Annotated in this window: 9 protein-coding genes; 1 reads left to right on the top strand and 8 read right to left on the bottom strand. The window is 67.6% G+C overall.

What is annotated here, in order from left to right; all coding sequences use genetic code 11:
* Positions 1–8 precede the first annotated feature (8 nt).
* The 7 genes from rpsG to ACFWIA_RS03290 form a co-directional block, all read right to left on the bottom strand.
* Positions 9–479 carry a 30S ribosomal protein S7 gene (rpsG, locus tag ACFWIA_RS03320; protein ID WP_073792897.1) on the bottom strand — a complete coding sequence of 157 codons (471 nt, stop codon included), beginning with the start codon at positions 477–479 and terminating at the stop codon, positions 9–11.
* 2 nt (positions 480–481) lie between these two features.
* Positions 482–853, bottom strand: coding sequence for a 30S ribosomal protein S12 (rpsL, locus tag ACFWIA_RS03315; protein ID WP_007823146.1), 372 nt, complete (start codon positions 851–853; stop codon positions 482–484).
* A gap of 350 nt (positions 854–1,203) precedes the next feature.
* Positions 1,204–5,115, bottom strand: coding sequence for a DNA-directed RNA polymerase subunit beta' (locus ACFWIA_RS03310; protein WP_386999928.1), 3,912 nt, complete (start codon positions 5,113–5,115; stop codon positions 1,204–1,206).
* A 96-nt stretch (positions 5,116–5,211) separates the two neighbouring features.
* Positions 5,212–8,697, bottom strand: coding sequence for a DNA-directed RNA polymerase subunit beta (gene rpoB / locus ACFWIA_RS03305; RefSeq protein WP_385493637.1), 3,486 nt, complete (start codon positions 8,695–8,697; stop codon positions 5,212–5,214).
* Positions 8,698–9,325: 628 nt separating this feature from the next.
* On the bottom strand, positions 9,326–9,709 hold the full coding sequence (gene rplL / locus ACFWIA_RS03300) for a 50S ribosomal protein L7/L12 (protein WP_386999926.1): 384 nt from the start codon (positions 9,707–9,709) through the stop codon (positions 9,326–9,328).
* Positions 9,710–9,840: 131 nt separating this feature from the next.
* Complete coding sequence (rplJ, locus tag ACFWIA_RS03295; RefSeq protein WP_366114088.1) at positions 9,841–10,377, bottom strand: 50S ribosomal protein L10; 537 nt, start codon at positions 10,375–10,377, stop codon at positions 9,841–9,843.
* 332 nt (positions 10,378–10,709) lie between these two features.
* Positions 10,710–11,270, bottom strand: coding sequence for a DUF1396 domain-containing protein (locus ACFWIA_RS03290; protein WP_386999924.1), 561 nt, complete (start codon positions 11,268–11,270; stop codon positions 10,710–10,712).
* 142 nt (positions 11,271–11,412) lie between these two features.
* On the opposite strand from ACFWIA_RS03290, the gene ACFWIA_RS03285 reads away from it, so the two are divergent.
* Positions 11,413–11,586, top strand: coding sequence for a hypothetical protein (locus ACFWIA_RS03285; protein ID WP_386999922.1), 174 nt, complete (start codon positions 11,413–11,415; stop codon positions 11,584–11,586).
* A gap of 71 nt (positions 11,587–11,657) precedes the next feature.
* Here ACFWIA_RS03285 and ACFWIA_RS03280 read toward each other — a convergent pair whose 3' ends face one another.
* A complete protein-coding gene (locus ACFWIA_RS03280; protein ID WP_386999920.1) occupies positions 11,658–12,596 on the bottom strand; it encodes a hypothetical protein in 939 nt (312 codons plus the stop codon).
* Positions 12,597–12,733 lie beyond the last annotated feature (137 nt).

Here is a 12,733-nt window from a genome sequence, read left to right as displayed (position 1 = left end):
GTAAGCGACTACCAGCGGTAGTGCGCGAAGGCCTTGTTGGACTCGGCCATCTTGTGCGTGTCCTCACGCTTCTTCACCGCGGCACCGAGGCCGTTCGAGGCGTCGAGGAGCTCGTTGAGGAGACGCTCGGTCATCGTCTTCTCCCGGCGGGCGCGGGAGTAGCCGACGAGCCAGCGCAGCGCCAGGGTGTTGGCACGACCGGGCTTGACCTCGATCGGAACCTGGTAGGTCGCGCCACCGACACGGCGGGACTTGACCTCCAGGGTCGGCTTGATGTTCTCCAGCGCGCGCTTGAGCGTGATGACCGGGTCGTTACCGGTCTTGTCGCGCAGGCCCTCCATGGCGCCGTACACGATCCGCTCGGCGGTGGAGCGCTTGCCGTTCAGCAGCACCTTGTTGATGAGGGAGGTCACCAGAGGAGAGCCGTAGACCGGGTCGATGATGACCGGGCGCTTCGGGGCGGGGCCCTTACGAGGCATTCTTACTTCTCCTTCTTGGCGCCGTAGCGGCTGCGGGCCTGCTTGCGGTTCTTGACGCCCTGGGTGTCCAGGGAACCACGGATGATCTTGTAGCGAACACCCGGCAGGTCCTTCACACGGCCACCACGCACGAGCACGATGGAGTGCTCCTGCAGGTTGTGTCCCTCACCCGGGATGTAGGCCGTGACCTCGATGCCCGAGGTCAGACGCACACGCGCGACCTTACGGAGGGCCGAGTTCGGCTTCTTCGGGGTGGTCGTGAACACACGCGTGCAGACGCCGCGGCGCTGGGGCGAACCGTCCAGTGCGGGCGTCTTGTTCTTCTCGACCTTGTCCTGCCGGCCCTTACGGACCAGCTGCTGGATCGTAGGCACTACTTCTCCGGTTTCTGTGTGCCGATCATGAAGCTAACCTGGAACGTCGCCGACCCACGCGGTCGGGTGTGTCGAACGCCGTGATTCCGTCCACTCGGGACGGGAGGGCACGGATGCGGTGGCCACGATCGGCCACCCGTACGGTTGAGGACACGCACGGGGGCCAGGGCACACCCCAGGCACAAGGTATGAGCGTACCGACCGCACCCAGCGTGGTCAAAATGATATTGGTCCGGCCGTTTGCGAACCCCCTGCCGAGGGGGACGGAAAAGGGCCGCCGACGCCCGGAGGGCGGGCATCCCTGGGATGCCCGCCCTCCGGCCTGACTGCTGCGCGTGCGCGCGGTACGACTACTGGTTGTAGGGCCCGTAGTCGTAGTCCTCCAGGGGAACGGCCTGGCCGGACCCCGTACCGAACGGAGAGTAGTCGATGTCGTCGTACCCGACGGCCGAGTACATCGCGGCCTTCGCCTCTTCGGTGGGCTCGACCCGGATGTTGCGGTAACGGGCGAGGCCCGTACCGGCCGGGATGAGCTTACCGATGATGACGTTCTCCTTGAGGCCGATCAGGGAGTCGGACTTGGCGTTGATCGCCGCGTCCGTCAGGACCCTGGTCGTCTCCTGGAAGGAGGCCGCCGACAGCCACGACTCGGTCGCGAGCGACGCCTTGGTGATACCCATGAGCTGCGGACGACCGGAGGCCGGGTGACCGCCCTCCTGCACCACGCGGCGGTTCTCGGTCTCGAACTTCGACCGCTCCACCAGCTCACCGGGCAGCAGCTCGGCGTCACCGGACTCGATGATCGTCACACGGCGGAGCATCTGCCGGATGATGATCTCGATGTGCTTGTCGTGGATCGACACGCCCTGCGAGTTGTAGACCTTCTGGACCTCGCCGACCAGGTGGACCTGCACGGCCCGCTGACCGAGGATGCGCAGCACGTCGTGCGGGTTGGTCGCACCGAAGGTGAGCTTCTGGCCCACCTCGACGTGGTCGCCCTCACGGACCAGGACCTTGGCGCGCTTCGAGATCGGGAACGCCGTCTCGTCGCTGCCGTCGTCCGGGGTGACGACGATCTTCTTCGTCTTCTCGGTCTCCTCGATCCGGACGCGGCCGGCCGCCTCCGAGATCGGGGCGACGCCCTTGGGCGTACGGGCCTCGAACAGCTCGACGACACGCGGCAGACCCTGGGTGATGTCGTCACCGGCCACACCACCGGTGTGGAAGGTACGCATCGTCAGCTGGGTGCCGGGCTCACCGATGGACTGGGCGGCGATGATGCCGACCGCCTCACCGATGTCGACCAGCTTGCCGGTGGCCAGCGAGCGGCCGTAGCACATGGCGCAGGTGCCGACGGCGGACTCGCAGGTCAGGATCGAGCGGGTCTTGACCTCTTCGACCCCGTGGTGGACGAGCTGGTCGATCAGCACGTCACCGAGGTCGACGTTGGCCGGCGCGATGACCTTGCCGTCGATGACGACGTCCTCGGCCAGCATGCGGGCGTAGACGCTGGTCTCGACGTCCTCGGTCTTGCGCAGCGTGCCGTCCGCACCGCGCTCGGCGATCCGCAGCTTCAGACCGCGCTCGGTGCCGCAGTCCTCCTCGCGGATGATGACGTCCTGCGAGACGTCCACGAGACGACGGGTGAGGTAACCCGAGTCGGCGGTACGCAGGGCGGTGTCCGCCAGACCCTTACGGGCACCGTGGGTGGAGATGAAGTACTCCAGCACGGACAGACCCTCGCGGAACGACGCCTTGATGGGCCGCGGGATGGTCTCGTTCTTGGCGTTCGACACCAGACCGCGCATACCGGCGATCTGACGCATCTGCATCATGTTTCCGCGCGCGCCCGAGTTCACCATCATGAAGATCGGGTTCGTCTTCGGGAAGTTGTCGTTCATCGCCTCGGCGACCTGGTTGGTCGCCTGGGTCCAGATCTTGATGAGCTCCTGAGTGCGCTCTTCCTTGGTGATCAGACCGCGCTCGTACTGCTTCTGGACCTTCTCGTCCTTGGCCTCGTACCCGGCGACGATCTCCTTCTTCGCCTCGGGCACGACCACGTCGGAGATGGCGACGGTGACGCCGGAGCGGGTCGCCCAGTAGAAGCCGGCCGCCTTCAGGTTGTCGAGCGTCGCCGCCACGATGACCTTGGGGTAGCGCTCGGCGAGGTCGTTGACGATCTCGGAGAGCTGCTTCTTGCCGACCTCGTAGTCGACGAACGGGTAGTCCTCGGGCAGCAGCTCGTTGAAGAGCGCGCGACCCAGGGTCGTCCGCAGACGGAAGGTGTCACCCTGCTGCCACTCGCCGCCGAACCCGTCGGGGCCGGCCTCGTCGACGGGCGGGGTCCAGCCGCGCGGCGGGATGGTGCCCACCGGGAAGCGGATGTCCACCCGGGACTGGAGGGACAGCTCGCCGGCGTCGAAGGCCATGATCGCCTCGGCCACGGACGCGAAGACACGGTCCTCGCCCTTGACGCTGCGCATCTCGCCGTCGGTGGTCAGGAAGAACAGACCGAGGACCATGTCCTGGGTCGGCATCGTGACCGGGCGGCCGTCGGCGGGCTTGAGGATGTTGTTCGAGGACAGCATCAGGATGCGGGCCTCGGCCTGCGCCTCCGCGGAGAGCGGCAGGTGCACGGCCATCTGGTCACCGTCGAAGTCCGCGTTGAACGCGGTGCAGACGAGCGGGTGGATCTGGATGGCCTTGCCCTCGACGAGCTGCGGCTCGAACGCCTGGATGCCCAGACGGTGCAGGGTCGGCGCACGGTTCAGCAGCACCGGGTGCTCGGCGATGACCTCTTCGAGGACGTCGTACACCACGGTGCGACCGCGCTCGACCATGCGCTTGGCCGACTTGATGTTCTGCGCGTGGTTCAGGTCCACCAGGCGCTTCATCACGAACGGCTTGAACAGCTCCAGCGCCATGGCCTTCGGCAGACCGCACTGGTGCAGCTTCAGCTGGGGTCCGACGACGATGACGGAACGGGCCGAGTAGTCGACGCGCTTGCCGAGGAGGTTCTGACGGAAGCGGCCCTGCTTGCCCTTGAGCATGTCGGACAGCGACTTCAGCGGACGGTTGCCCGGACCGGTGACCGGACGACCGCGGCGGCCGTTGTCGAACAGCGCGTCGACGGCCTCCTGGAGCATCCGCTTCTCGTTGTTCACGATGATCTCGGGGGCACCGAGGTCAAGGAGACGCTTGAGGCGGTTGTTCCGGTTGATGACCCGGCGGTACAGGTCGTTGAGGTCGGAGGTCGCGAAGCGGCCACCGTCCAGCTGCACCATCGGACGCAGGTCCGGCGGGATGACCGGGACGCAGTCCAGGACCATGCCCTTGGGGCTGTTGCTGGTCTGGAGGAACGCCGAGACGACCTTGAGCCGCTTGAGGGCACGGGTCTTCTTCTGGCCCTTGCCGGTGCGGATGATCTCGCGGAGGCGCTCGGCCTCCTCGTCGAGGTCGAAGGACTCCAGGCGCTTCTGGAGCGCGGCGGCGCCCATCGAACCGTCGAAGTAGGTGCCGAAGCGGTCGCGCAGCTCGCGGTAGAGGAGCTCGTCGCCCTCCAGGTCCTGGACCTTGAGGTTCTTGAAGCGCGTCCACACCTCGTCGAGGCGGTCGATCTCGCGCTGGGCGCGGTCGCGGAGCTGCTTCATCTCGCGCTCGGCGCCCTCGCGGACCTTGCGGCGCACATCGGCCTTGGCGCCCTCGGCCTCCAGCTCGGAGAGGTCGGTCTCCAGCTTCTTGGCGCGGGCTTCGAGATCGGCGTCGCGCCGGTTCTCGACCTGCTGGCGCTCGACGGAGACGTGGGCCTCCAGCGACGGCAGGTCGCGGGTACGACGCTCGTCGTCCACGTACGTGATCATGTACGCGGCGAAGTAGATGACCTTTTCGAGGTCCTTCGGCGCGAGGTCCAGGAGGTAGCCCAGGCGTGAGGGAACGCCCTTGAAGTACCAGATGTGGGTGACCGGGGCGGCCAGCTCGATGTGGCCCATCCGCTCACGACGCACCTTGGCGCGCGTGACCTCCACGCCGCAGCGCTCACAGATGATGCCCTTGAACCGGACACGCTTGTACTTGCCGCAGTAGCACTCCCAGTCCCGGGTCGGACCGAAGATCTTCTCGCAGAAGAGTCCGTCCTTTTCGGGCTTCAGGGTGCGGTAGTTGATCGTTTCGGGCTTCTTGACCTCGCCGTGGCTCCACTGGCGGATGTCATCCGCGGTGGCGAGGCCGATCCGAAGCTCGTCGAAGAAGTTGACGTCGAGCACTATGCGTCAATCCCTCTCAGGGTTGTGTCTCTCGTGGTCTGTACGGGGTCCGGGGCTGCGGCCGGGATCACCTGGTGGTGATCCCGGCCGGACCCGTCAGACCTCTTCGACGCTGCTCGGCTCGCGCCGGGACAGGTCGATGCCGAGTTCTTCCGCCGCGCGGAAGACGTCCTCGTCGGTGTCGCGCATCTCGATGGACATGCCGTCCGAGGACAGCACCTCCACGTTGAGGCACAGGGACTGCATCTCCTTGATGAGCACCTTGAAGGACTCGGGGATGCCGGGCTCGGGGATGTTCTCGCCCTTGACGATGGCCTCGTAGACCTTCACGCGGCCGGTGACGTCGTCGGACTTGATGGTCAGCAGCTCCTGGAGGGCGTACGCGGCGCCGTAAGCCTCCAGCGCCCACACCTCCATCTCACCGAAGCGCTGGCCACCGAACTGGGCCTTACCACCCAGCGGCTGCTGGGTGATCATCGAGTAGGGACCGGTCGACCGGGCGTGCAGCTTGTCGTCGACCAGGTGGTGGAGCTTGAGGATGTACATGTAGCCGACCGAGATCGGCTCCGGGAACGGCTCGCCGGAGCGGCCGTCGTACATCTGGGCCTTGCCGGACGGGAGGACCATGCGGTCGCCGTCGCGGTTGGGAACGGTGTGCTCCAGCAGGCCGGCCAGCTCGTCCTCGCGGGCACCGTCGAAGACGGGCGTGGCGACGTTGGTGCGCGGGGCGACCCGGTCGGCCTCGATGGCCTGGAGGCGCTGCGCCCAGTCGTCGCCGAGGCCGGAGACGTCCCAGCCCTGGCTGGCGAGCCAGCCGAGGTGGATCTCCAGGACCTGTCCCGGGTTCATTCGGGACGGGACGCCGAGCGGGTTGAGGATGATGTCGACGGGGGTGCCGTCCTCCAGGAACGGCATGTCCTCGATCGGGAGGATCTTGGAGATGACGCCCTTGTTGCCGTGGCGTCCGGCGAGCTTGTCGCCGTCCGTGATCTTCCGCTTCTGGGCGACGTACACCCGGACGAGCTGGTTGACGCCGGGCGGCAGCTCGTCGCCCTCCTCGCGGTCGAAGACGCGGACGCCGATGACCTTGCCGGTCTCGCCGTGCGGGACCTTCAGCGAGGTGTCGCGGACCTCACGGGCCTTCTCGCCGAAGATCGCGCGCAGCAGGCGCTCCTCGGGGGTCAGCTCGGTCTCGCCCTTGGGCGTGACCTTGCCGACGAGGATGTCACCGGCGATGACCTCGGCACCGATGCGGATGATGCCGCGCTCGTCGAGGTCGGCGAGGACCTCCTCGGAGACGTTCGGGATGTCCCGGGTGATCTCCTCGGGGCCGAGCTTGGTGTCACGGGCGTCGACCTCGTGCTCCTCGATGTGGATCGAGGAGAGGACGTCGTCCTGCACGAGGCGCTGCGACAGGATGATCGCGTCCTCGTAGTTGTGGCCCTCCCACGGCATGAACGCGACGAGCAGGTTCTTGCCGAGCGCCATCTCACCGTTCTCGGTGGCGGGACCGTCGGCGAGGACCTGGCCCTCGATGACGCGGTCGCCCTCGGAGACGATGACCTTCTGGTTGACGGAGGTGCCCTGGTTCGAGCGGGAGAACTTGGCGACCCGGTACGTGTTGTACGTGCCGTCGTCGTTGGTGACGGTGACGTAGTCGGCCGAGACCTCCTGGACGACACCGTCCTTCTCCGCCTTGATGACGTCGCCGGCGTCGGTGGCGCAGCGGTACTCCATGCCGGTGCCGACGAGCGGCGCCTCCGCCTTGATGAGCGGAACGGCCTGGCGCATCATGTTCGCGCCCATGAGGGCACGGTTGGCGTCGTCGTGCTCCAGGAACGGGATCATCGCGGTGGCGACGGACACCATCTGGCGCGGCGAGACGTCCATGTAGTCGACTTCGGTGCCGGGCACGTAGTCGACCTCGCCGCCGCGGCGGCGCACCAGGACGCGGTTCTCGGCGAACCGGAGGTCGTCGGTGAGCTGCGCGTTGGCCTGCGCGATGACGAAGCGGTCCTCTTCGTCGGCGGTCAGGTAGTCGACCTCGTCGGTGACCTGGCCGTCGACGACCTTGCGGTACGGGGTCTCGACGAAGCCGAACGCGTTGACGCGGCCGTAGGAGGCGAGCGAGCCGATCAGACCGATGTTCGGGCCTTCGGGCGTCTCGATCGGGCACATGCGGCCGTAGTGCGAGGGGTGCACGTCACGGACCTCGAAGCCCGCCCGCTCACGGGAGAGACCACCCGGGCCGAGCGCCGACAGGCGGCGCTTGTGGGTGAGCCCCGACAGCGGGTTGTTCTGGTCCATGAACTGCGACAGCTGGCTGGTGCCGAAGAACTCCTTGATGGAGGCGACGACCGGCCGGATGTTGATCAGGGTCTGCGGCGTGATCGCCTCGACGTCCTGGGTGGTCATGCGCTCGCGCACGACGCGCTCCATGCGGGCGAGACCCGTACGGACCTGGTTCTGGATCAGCTCGCCGACGTTGCGCAGGCGACGGTTGCCGAAGTGGTCGATGTCGTCGGTCTCGACGACGATCGTGCGGCCGGACTCGCCGACCGTCTCGATCTCACCGGCGTGCAGCTTGACCAGGTACTTGATGGTCGCGATGACGTCGTCGGTGGTGAGCACGCCGGCGTCCAGCGGCTCGTCGGCGCCGAGCTTCTTGTTGACCTTGTAACGGCCGACCTTGGCCAGGTCGTAGCGCTTCGGGTTGAAGTAGAGGTTCTCCAGCAGGGTCTGGGCGGCCTCACGCGTGGGGGGCTCGCCCGGACGCAGCTTGCGGTAGATGTCGATGAGCGCGTCGTCCTGGCCCTGGGTGTGGTCCTTCTCCAGGGTGGCGCGCATGGACTCGTACTCGCCGAACTCCTCCAGGATCTGGTCGGTGGTCCAACCGAGGGCCTTGAGGAGGACGGTGACGGACTGCTTGCGCTTGCGGTCGATGCGGACGCCGACCATGTCGCGCTTGTCGATCTCCATCTCCAGCCAGGCACCCCGGGACGGGATGATCTTGGCGGAGAAGATGTCCTTGTCGGACGTCTTGTCGATGGAGGAGTCGAAGTAGACACCGGGGGAACGGACGAGCTGCGACACGACGACACGCTCGGTGCCGTTGATGACGAAGGTGCCCTTGTTGGTCATGAGCGGGAAGTCGCCCATGAAGACCGTCTGGGACTTGATCTCGCCGGTCTCGTTGTTGGTGAACTCGGCGGTGACGAAGAGCGGCGCGGCGAAGGTGAAGTCGCGCTCCTTGCACTCGTCGATGGAGTTCTTCGGCGGCTCGAAGCGGTGGTCGCGGAAGGTCAGGGACATCGACCCGGAGAAGTCCTCGATCGGGGAGATCTCCTCGAAGATCTCCTCCAGACCGGACTTGGTGGGGACGTCCTGTCCGCTGTCCAGTGCCGCCTCTACACGAGCCTTCCACGCGTCGTTGCCGAGCAGCCAGTCAAAGCTCTCGGTTTGCAGCGCAAGAAGGTTCGGAACCTCAAGGGGCTCCTTGATCTTTGCAAAGGAGATGCGCAGCGGGGCGGTGCTGGCGCCGTTGTTCGTATTCGCGGTCGAGGCAGTGCGCGAGGCGGCCAAGAGGGGGTCCTTCCGAGGGCTCGGACTCACTACGCGCGTACCGGTCCCCCGCCTGGACACCACAAGACGTCGACACGAAATCCCAGGTCAGGGCCGGTTTTCGACTCGGTGCTCAAGCATGGGCATGCCCCTGGTGACGGGCAGGAGGCAGCTAACAGGCAGCGCAAAGGGTCAGTGTAGCCACAAGGCTCACTGATGTCCAGTGCGGGTTCACTGCCACCCTTTGTCCGCTCCACACCTGCTGTCCGTCACTGCCCTCGACGCACATCGATACTGCCCTCTTCGTCGCCGATCCATGCCTCGGAGTCGGATCGTTGTGACGACGCGTCCTGAGAATTGCGCGCTGCGTGCGGTTCGTCAAGGCCCCCTAGCCCGAACCGAGTGCCGCGATCGTCACTGATCACCGCCGTGGGCGGGCCGTCACCAGGGCCGCCGCGGGCACAACGAAGATCACCATACTCGTCGGCACGGACCACGCAAGCAGCCCGTCGGCGGCGCCACGAACGCCGAACGGCGACCACCCACTTGGGTGATCGCCGTACGGTGCGTCCGCGTTACAGCGGCAGGGTACGAGGGCGTGCCGCGAGGGCACCGCGCTCGTGCGGGAGTCGGCTGGACTCCCGTCGGGTCACTTGACCTCGACGGAGGCGCCGGCGCCCTTGAGGGCCTCGGCGGCCTTCTCGGCGGCGTCCTTGGCGACCTTCTCGAGGACCGGCTTCGGGGTGCCGTCCACGAGGTCCTTGGCCTCCTTGAGACCCAGGGAGGTCAGCTCGCGCACGACCTTGATGACCTGGATCTTCTTCTCGCCGGCGCCGAGGAGGATGACGTCGAACTCGTCCTGCTCCTCAGCGGCCTCGGCGGCCGGGGCACCGGGGACACCGGCGGCAACGGCGACCGGGGCGGCGGCGGTGACGTCGAAACGGTCCTCGAACGCCTTCACGAACTCGGAGAGCTCGATGAGGGTCATCTCGTCGAACTGGGCAAGCAGGTCGTCCTGGCTGAGCTTCGCCATGATGGGCGATCCTTCCACTAATTCGGCAGGTGCCGGATGTACATGTCAGGCGGGCGTACGTCGGGCCCGCGGTGACCGTCTCCGCGCCGGGGCGCGTGCCTCAGGCGGCGACGGTCAAAGTGCGAGCCGAATTACTCGGCACCGCCCTGCTCGCCCTCGGCCTTCTTGGCACGAAGCGCCTCCGCGGTGCGGACGAACTTCGAGGGAAGCGCCTGGAAGAGCGCGGCAGCCTGGGACTGCTTGCCCTTCATGGCACCCGCCAGCTTGGCGAGCAGAACCTCGCGGGACTCGAGGTCCGCGAGCTTCTTGATCTCGTCGGCGGACAGCGCCTTGCCGTCAAGGACACCGCCCTTGATGACGAGATTGGGGTTGTCCTTGGCGAAGTCACGAAGACCCTTCGCCGACTCCACCGGGTCACCGGTGACGAAGGCGACTGCCGTCGGACCGTTGAACAGGTCGTCGAGCGTCGAGATCCCGGCCTCATTGGCAGCGATCTTGGTCAGCGTGTTCTTCACCACGGCGTACTGGGCGTTCTCACCGAGCGAACGGCGCAGCTGCTTGAGCTGTGCCACGGTGAGACCGCGGTACTCGGTCAGCACGGCGGCGTTCGAGCTGCGGAACTTGTCCGTCAGCTCGGCAACCGCGTCAGCCTTGTCGGGCCTCGCCATGAGCCTCGGCCTCCTTCCGGGTGATTCGGACCGCGCGGACCCGAAGGAGGACTGAGGAAAAGAAAACGCCCCGGCGCAGGCGCACGGGGCTCAGCTCTACCGGGCGGAAATCCGTCCAGGAGCAATTCCACGGTCACCTACGCGGGTCGTCCGCAGTTCAGCGGATCCTTCGGCCGCCGCGACTCGGATGAGTGCGCGGCAACGACCAGCGGTCTTTGGCTTCTCGGGAAGCGTACGGGAACGGACGTGCGCCAGGCAAATCGGCCACCTCGGGCGGTTCCCCCGAGGTGGCCGGCTGCCGGTGACGGCCGGGAAACGGCCGGAAAGCAGCGTCAGGCGGCCGGCTCCGCTTCGACGTCCTTCATCATCTCCGCCAGGTCCATGACCTCGGAGGCGGGCGGGGCCTTCACGGTGACGGGCTTGTTCACGTCGCCGAAGGTCATCGTCACGTCGAGCTTGCCCTGCTCGGCGTCGCCCTGCATGCGGAACTGCTTGGTGCGGTCTTCCTCGGTGATCCAGATGTCCATGGTGAAGTTCTTCACACCGAGGTCCTCGTACTGCTTGAGGCTCTTCTCGCGCTGCTTGCGGGTCTCGGCCTTCTCGTCCTTCAGGGAGGCGCGCAGGTCCTCGACGGAGACCGTGCCCCGGTACTGGGTGGTCTTCTCGCCCTCGACGGTCGCGGTGCCGACCTTCTTCACGTCCTCGGCGCCGTCGAGGAAACCGGACTCCGCGGCCGGGTTCTGGCCGACCTGCCCGGGGACCTTGCCGGGGCCGCCGGCAGCGCCCTTCCCGGCCTTGTCGAGGCCGGAGAGGTCCATCTTCAGGAACCGCTTGCCGCCCAGTTCCTCGGCCGCTTCCGGGTTCCCGCCGAGGTACATGGCCTCGTCGACCATGATGATCTCGACCTCGCCCGGCTGGCCGGGGGTGTCCGTGGTCAGCTTCATGCTCATCGCCGGCGGCTTCACGCTCATCTGCGCGTTGCCCTCGACCTTGCCCTGGCCGGGGTAGGTGCCCTTGATCTTGTAGCTGAGCGAGGTGATCTTCTCGTTCTTCTCGGACGCCGCCTTGACCGCCGCGGCGGGCGACATGTCCGAGGAGTTCGTGTCGGAGTCGGACCCGCAGGCGGCGGTGCCGCCCGCGAGGAGCGCCACGACGAACGCGCCGGCAGCGGCCCTCGACTTCTTGTTGTTGTGCATTCCCCACCCCTGAGTGAACGTGAACTGCGTGTTGCGCATCGCGCTGGTCAAGGACAGTACCTGACCTCACAGACCACACCCGTTTCATTGATTGCCTCCGGTAACAACGGACCCGTTGCCCAGCAGCGCCTCGTAGTCCACGGTGTCCTCGGCCGGGGGCGCCGGTCGGGCGAGCACCCGGGCGCCGAAGTCGCGGTAGTGCGCGGTGCTGAGCAGGGTCCCGGCGGCCGTCCGGCTGCGCTCGCTGCGCTTCACCAACCGGCCCCCGGCGTCGATCCACACGTCGATCCGCTCCTCGACGATCCCGGCGGCCGTCAGTTGCTCCCGCAGTTCCGCGGCGCGCCCGGCGCCCGGTCCCCGGGTGGGCAGCTCGGCCGTGCGGACGGTGCCCGCGTAGTGCGTCGCGGTGGTGCCGCGGACCTCCTCGCGTCCCACTCGGCGCAGGTCACGGGCGGAGAGCAGCAGGTCGACCGAGCGTCCGGGGGTGACGTCCGCCGTGGTGTCGTGGCCGTGCCGGATCCAGTGCCGTCCGCCCGCCCGGTCCGCGAAGGCGTCGCCCATCCGCGCGTAGTACACCCCGTCCACGAACCGGGCCTCGGTGGTGCGGGTGCCCAGCTCGCGCAGGGTCTTCGCGAATGCGCCGCGGTACCGGATGGTGAGGGTGCCGCTGAGTCCGTCGCTCCAGCCGAGCACCCCGCTGGCCTCGGTGGACACCTTCCCGTCCAGCTCCATCACGGCGCTGACCCGCGCGGAGCCCGCCTCCCGGGTCCGCTCCGCTGCGCTGCGCAGGGCCCGCAGGAGGTCGGCGGAGACGGTGGCCGTGGGCCGGGGGTCCACCGCCCCGTCACCCCCGGGGGAGCAGGCGGTCAGCGCGAAGAGGCCGCAGCCGGTGCCCAGGAGCAGCGGGGCGAGGGAGAGCGCGCACCACGGGAGCAGTCCGCGCCGACGGCGGAGGGCGGCCCGCCTCCGTGCCCGCTGCGTGCCGTCCGAACCGGTCGGTGCCGTGAACCACCTGCGTCCCATGTCCCGCTCCCCCGTACGCGTGTCACTGTTCGCACGCTAGCGCAGGGCGGGCCCGGGCGGGGTCGGGCAACGGCCCGCCCGGGAACGCGGACGGGCCCCCGTGCCGCCGGGGGAACCGGACGGCACGGGGGCCCGTG

Origin of the sequence: Streptomyces sp. NPDC127068, assembly GCF_042724695.1 — a bacterium.
Lineage (GTDB): Bacteria > Actinomycetota > Actinomycetes > Streptomycetales > Streptomycetaceae > Streptomyces.
Note: the sequence above shows the minus strand (reverse complement) of the source record. Positions and strands in the feature narration are given on the sequence as shown.

Bases quoted from the DNA above. Each gene is read 5' to 3' on its own strand.
- rpsG (WP_073792897.1), bottom strand. From the start codon at position 479: ATGCCTCGTAAGGGCCCCGCCCCGAAGCGCCCGGTCATCATCGACCCG.
- rplL (WP_386999926.1), bottom strand. From the start codon at position 9,709: ATGGCGAAGCTCAGCCAGGACGACCTGCTTGCCCAGTTCGACGAGATG.
- rplJ (WP_366114088.1), bottom strand. From the start codon at position 10,377: ATGGCGAGGCCCGACAAGGCTGACGCGGTTGCCGAGCTGACGGACAAG.
- ACFWIA_RS03290 (WP_386999924.1), bottom strand. From the start codon at position 11,270: ATGGTCGACGAGGCCATGTACCTCGGCGGGAACCCGGAAGCGGCCGAG.
- ACFWIA_RS03280 (WP_386999920.1), bottom strand. From the start codon at position 12,596: ATGGGACGCAGGTGGTTCACGGCACCGACCGGTTCGGACGGCACGCAG.